Source organism: Sphingomonas sp. (genome assembly GCF_019635515.1).
GTDB lineage: Bacteria > Pseudomonadota > Alphaproteobacteria > Sphingomonadales > Sphingomonadaceae > Sphingomonas.
Genome location: NZ_JAHBZI010000001.1, coordinates 1,077,483 through 1,092,786, shown reverse-complemented (window position 1 = coordinate 1,092,786; position 15,304 = coordinate 1,077,483). Strand labels below are relative to the sequence as shown.

At 57.5% G+C, this 15,304-nt stretch carries 11 protein-coding genes; all 11 read right to left on the bottom strand.

From position 1 onward, the window contains the following. Positions 1-29: 29 nt before the first annotated feature. Complete coding sequence (locus tag KF730_RS05605) at positions 30-464, bottom strand: hypothetical protein (protein ID WP_294092793.1); 435 nt, start codon at positions 462-464, stop codon at positions 30-32. Positions 465-478: 14 nt separating this feature from the next. Then, positions 479-3,202 (bottom strand): RHS repeat-associated core domain-containing protein, encoded by a 2,724-nt coding sequence (locus KF730_RS05600; protein WP_294092791.1) that lies wholly within the window; start codon positions 3,200-3,202, stop codon positions 479-481. Beyond that, the gene (locus tag KF730_RS05595) at positions 3,157-4,965 is read right to left on the bottom strand and encodes a hypothetical protein (protein ID WP_294092790.1); all 1,809 of its coding nucleotides are present in this window, start codon (positions 4,963-4,965) and stop codon (positions 3,157-3,159) included. Before KF730_RS05595 ends, KF730_RS05600 begins: the two co-directional genes overlap by 46 nt. Positions 4,966-5,027: 62 nt before the next feature. Then, positions 5,028-5,648: an Ig-like domain-containing protein gene (locus tag KF730_RS05590; protein WP_294092789.1), complete on the bottom strand. Its 621-nt coding sequence runs from the start codon at positions 5,646-5,648 to the stop codon at positions 5,028-5,030. Positions 5,649-6,280: 632 nt separating this feature from the next. Then, on the bottom strand, positions 6,281-6,487 hold the full coding sequence (locus KF730_RS05585; RefSeq protein WP_294092787.1) for a transposase: 207 nt from the start codon (positions 6,485-6,487) through the stop codon (positions 6,281-6,283). Between the two features lie 284 nt (positions 6,488-6,771). Further along, positions 6,772-7,857 carry an RHS repeat-associated core domain-containing protein gene (locus KF730_RS05580; protein ID WP_294092785.1) on the bottom strand — a complete coding sequence of 362 codons (1,086 nt, stop codon included), beginning with the start codon at positions 7,855-7,857 and terminating at the stop codon, positions 6,772-6,774. Positions 7,858-7,979: 122 nt separating this feature from the next. After that, complete coding sequence (locus KF730_RS05575) at positions 7,980-8,312, bottom strand: hypothetical protein (RefSeq protein WP_294092784.1); 333 nt, start codon at positions 8,310-8,312, stop codon at positions 7,980-7,982. Positions 8,313-8,327: 15 nt separating this feature from the next. Further along, the gene (locus KF730_RS05570) at positions 8,328-8,867 is read right to left on the bottom strand and encodes a hypothetical protein (RefSeq protein WP_294092783.1); all 540 of its coding nucleotides are present in this window, start codon (positions 8,865-8,867) and stop codon (positions 8,328-8,330) included. Beyond that, complete coding sequence (locus tag KF730_RS05565) at positions 8,852-10,351, bottom strand: RHS repeat-associated core domain-containing protein (RefSeq protein ID WP_294092782.1); 1,500 nt, start codon at positions 10,349-10,351, stop codon at positions 8,852-8,854. Before KF730_RS05565 ends, KF730_RS05570 begins: the two co-directional genes overlap by 16 nt. A 256-nt stretch (positions 10,352-10,607) precedes the next feature. Continuing rightward, positions 10,608-11,123, bottom strand: coding sequence for a hypothetical protein (locus KF730_RS05560; RefSeq protein ID WP_294092781.1), 516 nt, complete (start codon positions 11,121-11,123; stop codon positions 10,608-10,610). Continuing rightward, positions 11,114-15,301: an RHS repeat-associated core domain-containing protein gene (locus KF730_RS05555; RefSeq protein ID WP_294092780.1), complete on the bottom strand. Its 4,188-nt coding sequence runs from the start codon at positions 15,299-15,301 to the stop codon at positions 11,114-11,116. The genes KF730_RS05560 and KF730_RS05555 overlap by 10 nt, the downstream gene beginning before the upstream one ends. Between the last annotated feature and the right edge of the window lie 3 nt (positions 15,302-15,304).

Genomic DNA, 15,304 nt, shown 5'->3' with positions numbered 1-15,304 from the left:
GAGTCACTATCGTTCAATAATTAAAATAATTAAGGAACGTCTCTGACCACACCAAATTTTTGCATGGCATCAAGCCATTGTAAATGGTCATTTAAAGTTTCTTCACGAAATGCAATAATCGCATATTCGGATTGAGCCCAAGCCGTTATTACATCTAAATTAGCACTCCCTAATATAATGTTCTCGTATTTAAAAAAATCTATCGATTCATCCAAATCTTTTGATTCAGAAAAAAAATGAAAATTATTTTTAACACTGCTCGTTAAATTCAACGGTGAATGAGATGACAATATAAAAAAATCTTTTTTCGAGAATTGAGGGCTTATATTTGGTGAGTTTTCATCATTAAATTCTGGGTCTATTATTAATACTTTATTGTATATTTTAGGAAAAAGTAAATCTAAAACTAATAAGAATGCCTCGCCAAATGGCCCGAATTCCTTGTCATTTTGAGGTTTTATCATTATATTGCGCCTTATTAATCAAATCTAACTTTAAACGTATTGCTAATTTTATGACGTATAATACTTCCTGTTTCAGTGTAGGTGGTCGTTATCGTCACTGTAGTCCGCGCATAACCATTTGAGCTATTATAAGTAACTGCGACTCCGGTGGTTCCATATGGAAGGCCCGAAAGAGAGTATATAGAGCCGGTCCCGGTTGATCCTGTGCGAGTTCCGCCAAGGCTTTGCGCGAAATTCTCAGCGGATTGGATACCACCAGTCCCTCCATTGAATTGATAGGTACCCGGAGACGAAACTCCATCGTATCTTACTCTCTCAAACGCTGACTGAATTCGACCTACAGCAAGATTTGGATTGCCTAATCCCTCGCCAAGACGACTTTGATTATTGAAGGTGCCAAAACCAATAATCGATAAGGCTTGGTAGTCTGCCCGCGCCTGCTCTAATTCATTTCCATATGCTCTGGCGGACGGAGTTGATGAGCTTATGGAGGGACGAGCACGGTAACCTGGAACAACACGCGTTAGCCCTCGCTGAAATGCTGCTGATTGAGCTCTGGCTTGATAGGCTGCAAGCGATCGGTATGGGGCTGGCCGCGGACATCTTCCACATTCTCCGCTCGGATCAACGCCATTAACAGGATCGTTCCCGACATAAGCATAGAGGTTGATCTGATCCTCATAGCCGATAGGATCGGTCTGCAGGAACCGCCCGAGCGTGGGGGAGTAGATTCGAGCCTTGTAGTGGTACATGCCCAGCTCGGGGATCCAAGCCTGGCCGGTGTACTGGAACCGCCCCGCATTGCCCGAGCCGGGGATACCGTATTCGTCATAGCTGTTGATGCTGATGGCATTGCCCGAGGCATCGGTCACCGCGACGATCGAGCCCTGATGGTCGCTGTAGAGGTAGCGCGGGGACGATACGCCCGAGCCCTCGTACCACACCAGCGGATCGTCCTCGCCATCGCTGTGGACGTAGCGGCGCAGCAGATTGCCCGATGCGTCATACTCCGCCGTCAGCTGGTCGCCATCGTAGAGGAACCGCGTCGTGCCGGTGCTGGCCTTGTAGGTCTCGTAGAGGCGTCCGAGCGGGTCGTAGACGAGGTTGGCGCCGGTCGAAGTCACCACCAACCGGTTCTCGGCATCGTAGGTATAGGCGATCACGCCGTCCGAGGTCAGGTTGCCGTTGCTGTCATAGCCATAGCTGTTGCCGCCGACCACGCTGTACTGGTTGAGCCCGTTGGCGGTGTAGCTGCGCGTCACGCCGCCCACCGGATAGTCGGTGAACGCATAGGCATTGTTGTCGCGGGTGCGAGTGACGACCTGGCTGGCGGGGTTGTAGGCGAACGTCGCCGTCACGTCATAGCCGGTCCCGGCGAGATCGCTCGCCGACGAGCTCAGCCGCGAGATCCCGTCATAGCCATAGGCGGTGTAATTGCCCCAGCCGCTGCCGTTCCAGCGGTACAGCACCGATACCCGCCCGGCATTGTCGTAGGGCGGGTGGAACAAGGGCATCGAGCCGTTGAGCGCGGCGTAATAGAGCCGGTCGAGACCATCGCGGTAATAGTCGACGTAATTGCCGTCGGGATGCGTCACCCGGGTGCGATTGCCGTTGGTGTCGTATTCATAACTCAGCGTCCGGCTCACCCCGCCCATGCTCGTCGTGCTGCTCGTCAGCCGCCCGAACCCGTCATACGCGCTGCTCACCGCATCGGCGCCGCCCGCGCTGTCGAACGCCGCCCTGGTCTGCAGCCCCCGGGCATCGTAGCTGTAATAGACGTCGCGCGTCGCCGACGACGATACGTTGGTGCAGGCATAGCCCGATACGCACGCATCGGGCACCACCTTCACCGTCATCCGGTTGAGCGCGTCGTAGCTGTAGTCGAACACCCGACCGTCGCGCTTGCGTGAGGATGTGCGGTTGCCGTTGGCGTCGTAGGCATATTCCTCATAATCGGTCGCCGACACCCAGCCCGTATTGACCTTGTCGGGGAAGCTCCACTTCACCAGCCGGTCATGCCCGTCATAGGCGTATGCCGCCTTGTTGCCATTGGCGTCGATGACGCTCGCCTGCTTGCCGTTGTTCGTATAGCTGTAGGTGACGTAATCCTGCTGCAGCGCGGTGCCGACCGCCTTCTGCACCTTCACCACCTGGCCCATATCGTCATAGACCTGCCGGGTGATCCGGTCCGCCCCGTAGCTCCCCGCGGTGCCCAGCGTGCACGCGCTCGACGGCAGCGAGCCGAATACCGCAGGGTTCATCCGCACCGCCGTGCACTCCAGCCGGCCCACCGCGTCATAGCTGTACTGGGTGACCAACGTCACCGTGCCGCTCACCCCGCCCGCGCGCACCCGCTCGACGGTCTTGCGGTCGAGCAGGTCGTAGACCGTCTCCACCGTCGTATCGGCCGTGAACCCGCTCCACGACGCCGGCGCCACGCTCTCGTCCTGCCACGCGGCGAGATAGCCCTTCTCCACCGTGACCAGCCGGCCATTGATGTCGTAGGTGTTGCGCACCGCCAGATGGGTGTGGCCCGACGCCGCATGCGGCAGCGGCGCGATCGTGCCCGTCACGCGTCCTGCGGTGTCGTAGCGCGTGGCGCTGGTGAAGTCCGATGCCGCGGACTGGGCGAAGCCGGCGGCGGGCGCCAGCAAGGCCAGTGCGCTTGCCGCGCCCAGCAGCACCGCCGCCCTCACGAGCACACCGCCGAACTCGTGCCGCGCGGGCTCGTCTCCCATATCTTGCGACCTCGCGCGTCATAGCCGTAACAGGTGCGCAGGCTGACGCCGCCCGAGGTCACGACCTTGCCGCGCAGGAGGAGGTTGTCGGCGGTGCCGTTGGCGCCATATTCGTAGGATGTGACCGTGATCGGCGCGCCGGTATCGCAGGTGGCGGTGCTGCTGCCCGCATAGGTCTGGCACAAGGTCTCGGTGTCCGGCAGCCAGATCGGCAGACCGGTCGACACCAGGGTGCCCCCCGAATTCTTGATGTACGCGCTCTTCTGGACATAGGTCACCAGCTTGAGCGGCCGCGCCGCGCCCGAACTCGGCGCCGGCTGCATCTCGCTCGTCAGCCCGCCCCAGCTGGCATAGGTATAGTCCGTCTGGTTGCCCTTGGGATCCTTGATCCAGATCGGCTTGGTGCAGTTCTGCGCGGTGCAGCTCAAAGCGTTATAGCCATATTCCTTGACGCGGTTGGCCAGCCCGCTGCCCGGCTTGGCCACCAGCGTCTCCTTGGTGATGCTGCGGGCCGGGCCGTTATATTCGGCCTCGTACTGGTTGCCTTCGGGAAGCGTGACCTCCTTCAGAAGCGTACCTTCCGAATAAGGCGTTCCCATATAGTCGAACTCCATACCGCCTTCGAACCGGTAGGCGGTCGTCTTCCCGTCCGGGTCGGTCACGGCATAGGGCGTGGACTTGGTAAAGGTGAAACTTGTCACCTTGCCCGCAGGATCGGTTACGCTGCCGGAATTTCCGCCATCGATGGGATCGACGGGAGAGTCGGGATCATTGATGATGTCCGGGCGAGACCCTAGAACCGTCCATACCGAGCCATCCGCCATCGTCTGGACGGCGTTGGCGTCAGAAACGTTATACCCATAGTTTATCGACGCTTTGCAGCTCGAATAGCCGGGGGGCTGCACGCAGGTAATCCCGTAAAATCCGTTGCCTGGATAGGTGGTGACCTGCCCCATGACATCGGTCACGCTGGTGAGGTTGCCGCTGCCGTCATAACCATAGCTGACTTTCGGCGTCGCGGCGCTGCAGGTGCTGCTTGCAGTCACATAGCTTTGCGACAGATTGAAACCGCACGCCGCCGACACATCGCCCGCGCCGTTATAATCGAAGACGATGGCATAGCCGGATGAGTCGCTGACCAGCTTGAGTTGCTGGCTGGAATTATAGGTGAAGGTCTGGATGCGGCCGTCGGGAAATGCGATCGAGGAAACGCGCTGCGACTGAAACGGCACGCCGGCCGCGGAAACCGATTCGGTGAAGGTGTAGATCGCACCGTCCCGGTCGGTGTAGACGTAATGGCCACCGGTCCAGCTCGCGGCGCCGCTCCAACTCAATATGCCCGAACGCTGCGCGTCGAGATTCCAGTCGTTGATGGTGGCGAGATTGCTGGTGGTCTGCGCATAGACCCCGCTGGCGCTCGATCCGATATGCACGACCGGCCGGTACCGGTTGGGCAGATGCCACGGCATCCCGGTCGCCTGGCGCAGGTTCGCCGCGACATAGATATCGAAGTTGTGCGACATGTTGGTGCCGATCAGCGGATTGTTGGGCTTCTTGACGCCGGAGAGGTGGAACCGCTCCAGCTGGAGCGGGCCGATCACCAGATCGCCGACTGAATGGACGAAGGACGCATCGGCGACATTGATGCCGCCCGGCGTGGTGCTGTAAACCTTGGGTGGAAGAATTTCCTGCGCGAGCGCTGACGATGCGGCGCAGACCGCCGCCGTGGCCAGCATAAGGGTCTTCAAAGCGTGCCTGGCCATCGGTGTTTTCCCCTGTTCGCTGCGTTTCGATTTTCCGGGCAATTGTCTGGAAGGCGCGCCGGTCACATCCCGGGTTCGCCGAGGCAGCTGTTGTCGTTTCCGGTGACATTTCCCGAGAGATAGCCGGTACTGGTGGCGCCGAGGCTGTCGGCGACCAGATAGCTGAACGAATACATGCCGGTGTACGCGGCCTGGAGCGAGACGCTGGTGCTGCTGATGATGGTCGCGAAGGCGCCGCCGGACTGCCAGGTGACGGAGATCAGGCTCAGCGGATAATTGCCCTCGGGATCGGTATCGTTGGCGAGCAGATTCACCGTCGTCGACTGGTTGCAGCGGAAGTTGGCCGAATCCGCACCCGCCACCGGCGGCGAGTTGGTCGGCGTCGGGGTTGGTGTCGGCGTGGGGGTCGGCGTCGGAGTGGGCGACGGCGTCGGCGAGGGTGCGGGCGTCGGCGTGCAGGTCGGCGCGCCGCTGCCGGTGTGATATTGCGAGCGGTTGCCCGCCGGATCGAAGCAGGTCCCGGTGAACAGGCCATTGTTGGGGCCGCCGGAGATGCTGCTCTGGATCAGCCGCCCCAGCGCATCGTAACTATAGGTCGTGCTTTCCTGCGCCGTACCGGGCAGCGCCCAGCACAGGGCCGCTCCCAACGCTGCGGAACTGCGTAACCGCGCCTTCGTCTGCACAGGCATCCTCCCAAATCGGGCCCGCTGGACACGCGCCGGCGCCCGCACGCGACCATGCCGCGTGCCGGATACCGCTCCGAAGCGGACCAACCTCTGAAAGCTAAAACTCAGCCGCAATATTCAGCGGCAACCCGGCAATTTCACTGCCCGGCCGCGAATACACCCTGCGAGCACAGGCAAATTGAAAGGAGCGATTGCGCCTGTCAATTCAACTTTTTGAACCGAAATGGCTGGAACAGGCGGGCGCATATTGCGTGCGGCCCGCCCGCGAGACCGCGGATGAAGTCACAGATGCGCCCAGTTCAATGCCCCCCGGTCACGTATCTTTTTTCGAGTAAATGCTGACCTGATAACTAGGACGTATCCGGGTAGCGCGTCTTCACCAGGCGATCGACGCCATCATATTCGTAGGCCGTTGCCGCGAATGGTCCCAATGGTCGCACTGACCATGGGGGTCTGGGACGATGAAGATGGCGGCGAGAACGCGCTGTTTGCGCGGCAAAAGGCCGGACGCTGCGCGGGACATTCGCATCGCTACGCGGTGGCTCGCGACGCTCACGTTACGAAGGGGCTGCGACGATGGAAAAGAGCGGGCCGCAAGTCACGGCCACCCGATCCAAGCAGGCGAAATCCTACATTGCAAGCGTGAGCGGCAAGTTTAGTGCGTTTGGTAAACTGTCACCGTAATTGACGATCACGTGAACATGATTGGGCATCAGGCAGTAGCACCAGATCTGCGCCCCGCCGCGATCGGCGGCGTCGGAGAGGAGGTCGCGATAGAACGCGAAGTCGCCATCCTCGAAAAAGGTCTGCTGGCGGCGGTTACCGCGCTGGGGCACGTGATACGGATAACCGGGCAGAACAAGAGGGGGAGGCGTGCCATTCCCCCCCGAGTACGAATTTGGTGGATTTAGTAAACTGGCGCCGTAATTCACCGTAATTGCGTAATTGAATTCACTTTAGGAACCTTCTCTTAAAATAAATTGCAATAGGGGCCGCAGACAAAACAATAGCTACAAAAAAAATCTTTTCGGGTATCGAGCTCAACCTGTCAACCGCGCTCCACGTCGCTAATGCGATAGCAACTATTACAAGTATTTTTACAAAAATATTATCCATTTTATTATCCCGGCTGATACTTGCACGTGCCATCCTCTTGGGCCTGCAGCTGAGTGATACGAGCATCTAAAGCTATGATTTCGGCCTGGGTATTGTCAACGCCAGACGATATAAAATCACTAGCCAACCAAGTGGCAAATCCTCCAACAGTTCCTGACGTTAGCCTTACAGCGAAACTGCCACTTGCAGTTGCGAGCCCAAATAAAGACAACCCGTAGTCTACGGATCGATATTGAGCATTATTGTCCCTCGCCGTCTGGACTTCCCACATTAGTCTATTCATATTATTCCATATAGCCGGACTCGTTAGGTATCCCTTGGTATTAGATGGCAGTCCGGCCTTGCCAGCCTTTGCCGCGTTATTGATGTTTTTACACACCTTTGGATCGGCCTTTTTCGCGGATACAACAATATCTTCTAGCTGCGGGGTTGGATCGGAGAGCGGAATGGTCGGCCGGCCTTTAAGGGCGTCTGGGCTCCCTACACGACATCCGTCTCGAACATTACAGTCATCTCCTTCTCTCTTCCCGGTAACCGTAATTTCGTTGTCGTCTATCCAGCCGCACTTCCCGGTTTCATCACAGTACCAGACCTTCTTCAACCCACTCGGATCCGCGAAATTAACCGGATCGCTCTTCACATAATTATACCAGTTCATCCCGTCGCCATAGCCGATGGGATCGGTCTGCATGAACCGGCCGAGGGTGGGCGAGTACATCCGCGCTTTGTAGTAAGACATGCCGAGCTCGGGAAGCCAGGCCTGGCCGGTATACTGGAACCGCCCGGCATTGCCCGAACCGGGGATGCCGTATTCGTCATAGGTGTTGACGTTGGTCACCACCCCCGAGGCGTTGGTGACCGCGATCACCGAGCCGCGTTCGTCGGCGTGAAGCCAGCGGCGGTCGCTGGTGCTCGAGCCTTCGTACCAGGCCAGCGGCTCGTCGGTGCCGGGGCCCGGCACGTAACGGCGCAGCAGCGTGCCCGAGATGTTGTACTCGCCCGCCATCGCGGTGCCGTCGTACAGGAACCGCGTCGTCGAGACGCCCGCCGTCTGGTACAGCCGCAGCAGCGGGTCATAGGCCAGCGTCACGCTGGAAGGACCGCTGGTGAGCAGGTTCTCGGAGGTGTAGCCGTAGGTATCGCTGCCTGACGTGGTCAGGTTGCCGCGGCTGTCATAGGCTAGGCTGGTGGCGCCCGCCGCCGTCGCCTGGTTCAGCCGTTATTGGTGTAGCTGCGGTCGACGTTGAAGTGCCCGGCCCAGGCGTAGAGGTCGTTCGAGCGCGTGTTGCTCGCGATCTGACCGGCGGGATTATAGGTGAAGCTGTGGGTGAAGTCGTAGGTCGAGCCCGACATGTCCTGTGACAATGAGGCCAGCCGCGAGACATTGTCATAGGTGTAGGCCGTCGTCGTGCCGTTGCCGCGGGTGATGCCGGTGCGCCGGCCGAGATTGTCATAGGCGTAGGTGGCCAGCACCCCGATGCCCGAGGTCGCCCCATTCTCGCAGATCGCGCTCACCTCGCCGGTGACGAGACGGTCGTAGCCCACGCCGCCCCAGAATTTTCAATTACGCATCGTATATCTAGAATTACTTAGAGAAAACTTCCAAGTTCTATTCATAATACTGCAATTGCCTAATCTAGAAAAATCTTCACTTTTAAGTAAAATATTGTCGAATTTATCCCACCCTACCAAAATTATACTTATCTCATCTTTTTTAATTGCGCATCTGTTTTTTCTTGCAAATTGAATCATTGATCGCTTCAGCGGCTCGAAATTAATCTGCTCGCCGTTATTTAGTTTAATTCCAAGTATATCATACACTTGGCCCGACCCATCTCCAAAGTTTAAAATAATATATCTTGACAGCGGGAAGGAAATAAGGGTTGATGGGGTTCTTGCAGGAATATTAATACCTGTAGTTCCATATTTTATAGTGATACCATCTTTGCCATCAAAACTTACTAATAGATCTTTTTCAAATCTATAATTAGTTATAGCCTTTCCTTCTATTATATCAATACTATTGTACCCTACCCGCGGCTCTGCAATTTCCGCCTGAATGGTAAATAGTAAAAGAGGAGCTATTAGCCAGTTGGACATGTGACACCTACATCATTAACTGGAATTGAGAATATAGTGGGCACGATTCTTGTGGAAGCAAAGGCATTCTTAGTGCTAGTATAGCGATATAAATCAATATGAACGCCTGGCTGATTGCGGGCGCTGGGAGGAGCAATCACATCCACTACATTGTAGGGCCCGGTTGAGGGTAGCCCGACCGGCATCGCTGGTGCTCCGTTGGATGGTTGTTCAGCTCCGCTCCATTGCGGATAAATTTTAATACGCGCCAAAACGCTTCTGAACTCACCTCGCGCGTTCGGTACACCAAAATCTGATGGATCTATTGCCACACTACCATTTAAAATAGTATTTCCAGGCTGTTGGGAAATTGCTGTTCGAACATTGCTATTGGCTTGATTAGGACCAACTCCAGTTATTTTAATTTTTAACATTCTACACATGATAACATCACCATTAGTGGTATAATTCTGACCAAAATCTGTGTCTTTATAATCTGTTTCGTAATTTTCCCAAGCCGGAAATGGGTCAATTAGCCGACCATCGACTTGAATATAGCAGTCTTCGTTTCCTTCACCTTTTTCATTTATGATGCATTCACGAAACCCGCTTGGGTCTCTGCGATTTACGGGATCGCTTCCCACATAGTTATACCAGTTCATGCCGTCGTAATATCCGATGGAATCATTCTGCATGAACCGGCCGAGGGTGGGCGAGTAGATGCGGGCTTTGTAGTAGGACATGCCAAGCTCGGGAAGCCAGGCCTGGCCGGTATACTGGAACCGCCCGACATTGCCGCTGCCCGGGATGCCATATTCGTCATAGGTGTTGACGTTGGTCACCACGCCCGAGGCGTTGCTGACCGCGACCACGCTGCCGCGCTCGTCGGCGTGCAGCCAGCGGCGGTCGCTGGTGCCCGAGCCTTCGTACCAGGCCAGCGGCTCGTCCGTGCCGGGGCCCGGCACGTAGCGCCGCAGCAGCGTGCCCGAGGTGTTGTACTCGCCGATCATCGCCGTGCCGTCATATTGGAACCGCGTCGTCGCGACGCCCGCCGTCTGGTACAGCCGCATCGCCGGGTCATAGGCCAATGTCACGCTGGAAGGACCGCTGGTGAGCAGATTCTCGGAGGTGTAGCCGTAGCTGTCGCTGCCGGAGGTGGTGAGGTTGCCGCGGCTGTCATAGCTCAGGCTGGTGGCCCCCGCCGCCGTCGCCTGGTTCAGGCCGTTGTTGGTGTAGCTGCGATCGACGTTGAAGTGCCCGGCCCAGGCGTAGAGGTCGTTCGAGCGCGTGTTGCTCGCGATCTGCCCGGCGGGATTGTAGGTGAAGCTGTGCGTGAAGTCGTAGGTGCTTCCCGACATGTCCTGCGACAGCGACGCCAGCCGCGAGACATTGTCATAGGTGTACGCGGTGGTCGTGCCGTTGCCGCGATGGTCCCAATGGTCGCACTGACCATGGGGGTCTGGGACGATTAAGATGGCGGCGAGAGCGCGCTTGTTGCGCGGCAATAAGGCCGGACGCTGCGCGGGGCGTTTGCATCGCTACGCGGTGGCTCGCGACGCTCGTATTACGAAGAGGGCTACGACGATGGGAAAGAGCGGGCCGCAGGTTGCGGCCACCCGATCCAAGCAGGCGAAATCCTACATTGCAAGCGTCGGCGACAAGTTATCGCCTATCAACTGTATAAATCATTAAATGATATAATTATTAATTACATTATAATTTAAAATACTTGCACTATTATTCGCAGTTAATTAAGCGGCCTCAAGCATTCATGTAATCCAATAAATCGTGATGGCCAGGGTTTAATTCAGAAATAATATGTTCTAAATCTATTTTAGAAACTGATTTAATATAGTTTGCACATATTATCGCATTACTTCTTAAATCTGAAATTAATATTTTCAAATCTTGAGATTCCTGTTCAATAATTGAGCCATAAGAATCGACAGATATGATACACTCTCTTAATTTAGGCTGGAAAACGACATTTGGTGGTGAATCACTCATCTGTAATACGCAATAATTCCCTAATAATATCTGCTTTATACAGTTCAACAACGAAGGCAAAATCACTAAAGCGCTATCTTCATCTTCTATCTTATATTTACTCCCTAAAGATATTTGGTAATTAACTAAAAAGAATCGAGTAAGTTCATAAAATTTACCGTCCATAATGAAATTTTCAATTTGTGAAATAGTATGATTGCTCTGCAAATAAGGGGTTATATTAAATTTCATCATATCTACTACTCTATATATCTGCCAATCTATGGCCAAGTGGGAGGCCCTGGATATGCGGAGCGAACTCGCCCCTCCTGATCGCCAACTCTATGAGAACCCACAACGGTCATCGTATTGGTAATAGACCCATCGGGGAGAGTACCCACTTGGGTTCCCCAGTCTAAGGTAAATATAGTTTGCCCGCCTAAGCCATGAGTCCCCTTTCCAAACATTATTGTTTTTCCAATGGCATTAACGAGGTCACCATATATTTCATCTGTAAACTTTGATTTACCTACAAAAAATTCTGGAGAATAATGTTTTATATGTATCCACGTTATTACTGATGCCGGCACCTCCCAAAATACAGTATGGCTTTGAACTGAATTTCCGAACGCGTCACTAGAATAATTATTGGCTCCTAAACTGAAATTTGGAAGTCCTATAACAGGTGACCCCATGCATTCGCTGGTAGGATTATTGAAGCAATTTCGGATTTGATTTATTCCAGCCGTGGAAATTCCTGGTATGCCTCGGGCGATTTCAGAATTTAGTTTCGCATTACGGTAGCCGTCAGCAGCGTTCGATGCGGCGGGATTAGTACTCTCGCATCTACTACCGGCGGGGCAGCCACCAAATAATCCAAAATTCCCGGATGGATCCGCCCTATTAACCGGATCGCTTTTTACATAGTTATACCAGTTCATGCCGTCGTAATATCCGATGGAATCATTCTGCATGAACCGGCCGAGGGTGGGCGAGTAGATGCGGGCTTTGTAGTAGGACATGCCAAGCTCGGGAAGCCAGGCCTGGCCGGTATACTGGAACCGCCCGACATTGCCGCTGCCCGGGATGCCATATTCGTCATAGGTGTTGACGTTGGTCACCACGCCCGAGGCGTTGCTGACCGCGACCACGCTGCCGCGCTCGTCGGCGTGCAGCCAGCGGCGGTCGCTGGTGCCCGAGCCTTCGTACCAGGCCAGCGGCTCGTCCGTGCCGGGGCCCGGCACGTAGCGCCGCAGCAGCGTGCCCGAGGTGTTGTACTCGCCGATCATCGCCGTGCCGTCATATTGGAACCGCGTCGTCGCGACGCCCGCCGTCTGGTACAGCCGCATCGCCGGGTCATAGGCCAATGTCACGCTGGAAGGACCGCTGGTGAGCAGATTCTCGGAGGTGTAGCCGTAGCTGTCGCTGCCGGAGGTGGTGAGGTTGCCGCGGCTGTCATAGCTCAGGCTGGTGGCCCCCGCCGCCGTCGCCTGGTTCAGGCCGTTGTTGGTGTAGCTGCGATCGACGTTGAAGTGCCCGGCCCAGGCGTAGAGGTCGTTCGAGCGCGTGTTGCTCGCGATCTGCCCGGCGGGATTGTAGGTGAAGCTGTGCGTGAAGTCGTAGGTGCTTCCCGACATGTCCTGCGACAGCGACGCCAGCCGCGAGACATTGTCATAGGTGTACGCGGTGGTCGTGCCGTTGCCGCGCGTGATGCCGGTGCGCCGGCCGAGATTGTCATAGGCGTAGGTGGCCAGCACCCCGATGCCCGAGGTCGCGCCATTCTCGCGGATCGCGCTGACCTCACCGGTGACGAGATGGTCGTAATCGACATAGAGGCTGTCCGGCCAGGTCATCCGCGTTCGCTGCCCGGCCAGATCGTACTGATAGCTCACCGCTCCCAGCGGCCCGGCCTGGCTGGTGTTGCGGCTGAGCGCATCATAGCCGAACGTCAGCGTCTGCGACGCCGTCGCGGCGGTCAGCGGGCGGCCGAGCAGGTCGTAGGTATAGGCGACATCGGGCTCGCTGCCCGGCAGGTCCTTGGCGGTCAGGCGGCCAAGATTGTCGAACGTATAGCCGATGCTGGTCCCGTCACGGAGACGCCGCGCGGTGACGTTGCTGCCGGCGTCATAGGTCAGCTGCTCGTAATCACTGGTCGAACTGGTGCCCGCGCCCTGGGTGGTATCCGGGTAGCGCGTCTTCACCAGGCGATCGGCGCCGTCATATTCGTAGCTGGTCTTGTTGCCTTGGGCATCGGTGACGGTCGCCTGCTTGCCGTTGCTGGTGTAGGTCAGCGTCGCGTCGTCGGACTGCTCGGTATTGCCATAGGCCGACTGGACCTTGGTAAGCTGATCGGCATTGTCGTAGCTATTCTTGGTGATGCGGTCGGGGCCCAGCGAACCGGTGGTGGCCAGCGTGCAGGCGCCGGGCAGGCTGCCCCAGGTCGCGCTGTTCATCCGCACCGCGGTGCATTCGAGGCGGCCGTCGCTGTCATAGCTGTATTGCGTGACGCCATAGGTGGTGCTGCTGGCGGTGACGGTCCGCTTCACCGGGCGGTCGGCATCGTCATAGTCGGTCGCGACCTGCTGCGCGCTGGCGAACGCCGCCCAGTCGCCATCGCTCTGGCTGTCGACCGTGCCGGTCTCGGCCAGGGTGACGCGGTCCCTGACGTCATAGGTGAGCTTTTGCGCGCGGTGCTTGAGCGATCCGCCGCCATCGGGATCGGGGCCGATCACCCCGATCTTCCGCCGTGCGCCGTCATAGCGGTAACGCACCGTATCGGCGCTGCCCGAGAGCGGGCCATCGACGGTCAGCAGATTGCCGGCGCCGTCATAGGTCAGGGCGGTGGTCGCGGTCAGCGAAGCATCGCCCGCGCCCTTGCTGATGCTCGTCGGCAAGGCGGCGGAATTATAGGAGATGCTGGTCTTGACCTCGTCCGCCGTGCCGACGCACGACGAGGTCGTCTGGCAGGTCGAGATGCCGGTCACCACCGCCATGCTCGCGGCGGTGCCGTAGCTGTAATTGGTGGTCGGGCGGATGCCGCCGCCGCTGGCCGCGGGCAGCTCTACCTTGGTCGGCAGGCCGGTGGTGGTGTCATAGGTGTAATCGGTGCGGTTGCCGCGGGCATCGACGGTGTAATTGGGCTGGTTGCACTTGGCGGCATAGGTGCAGGACGAATCATAGTCGGCGGTGGCGACGATGTCGCTGACCCCCGATCCGCTCTTCGCCACGACGCGCGTCTCGGTAACGTTGCCGCGCGCATCATAGGTGTATTCGGTGTAATTGCCCTCGGGCGCGGTGACGCGGGTGACGCGGCCCGAACCGTCATATTGCCAGGCCGTGGTCCGGCTCAGCGGATCGGTCATCGAGGTCATGCGCTGCGACGCGATGTCGAAGGTGTAGACCGTGGCATGGCTGCCCGGATCGGTGACCGTCACGGTGCGCACGCCCGATGCGTCCGATGCCGAATAGGTCGTGGTGCCCGCCGCGGTGGCGACCGACGCTACGCGGGTGGTGGGGCTGTAGACGTAACCGACGGTCAGGTCTTCCGAACCGCTTCCAGGGCGCGTGACTCCGGCCACCGCATTGCCCGTCATCCTGTATTTGGTAACGCGGCCGAGCGCGTCAGTGATCTCGTAATTGAAGGAGCCGCCACTCCAACCGGCGGAAAAGCTCTGCGAACCGCCAGACCCGGAAACACCGACGATATCACCCCATTCGGCCCAGAAATTCTCATAGGGCTCGTAAGGAACGAAATCGGGATCGAGATAGAAGCTCGCATCGTTGGCGTAGAGGAAGGAAAGCGTGTATCCGGCGTTGTTCGTCACGCTGGCGATACGGCTGATGTCCATGCGTTGCGTGCAGATATAGCCGAAGCCGCCCGGTTTGGAACGGACACAGGTGTTCACCGTCTCGAAATTGAAACTGCGCGACGCGCCGGACGGCAGGGTGATGTCGGTCACCAGTCCGGTAACGGTGCTATAGGGATAGGTGCCGACCCTGGTCTGGCTGAAATGCGAGACAGTGCCGTCCGCGGTGGTATAGGTATAGATGCCGCTGCTCAGCGAGAGCGTCGATCCGTTGCCTTCGGTGGGAATGTAAGACCCGCCCGAGATCGTGAAGCGATCCGATTTGCCGCCGAAACTGACATAGACGGTGCTGCCGCTCACGGTGAGCGTCGCCAGCACGGTATCCCCCCAGCCGTCGCCGCGGTTGAACTTCTGCCATACCAGCGACTCCGGCCCGCCCTGGCCGGCCGCGACCACCGGGCCGTCCACCGCCATCTTGCCCCAGAACAGATCGACGCCATTGCCGTCGATCGACTGGCGCGGCGCTGGCGGCGGCGCCACCTGCGCGAACGCCTGTTGCGTGGTGATCGACAGCAGCGAGGCCGAGGCCAGCATCGAACAGGCAAGCATTCTGGACGCGGCGCGGCGGCCGCCCGGGCGCACGGCCCCGACGTGGTTCTGCATGGA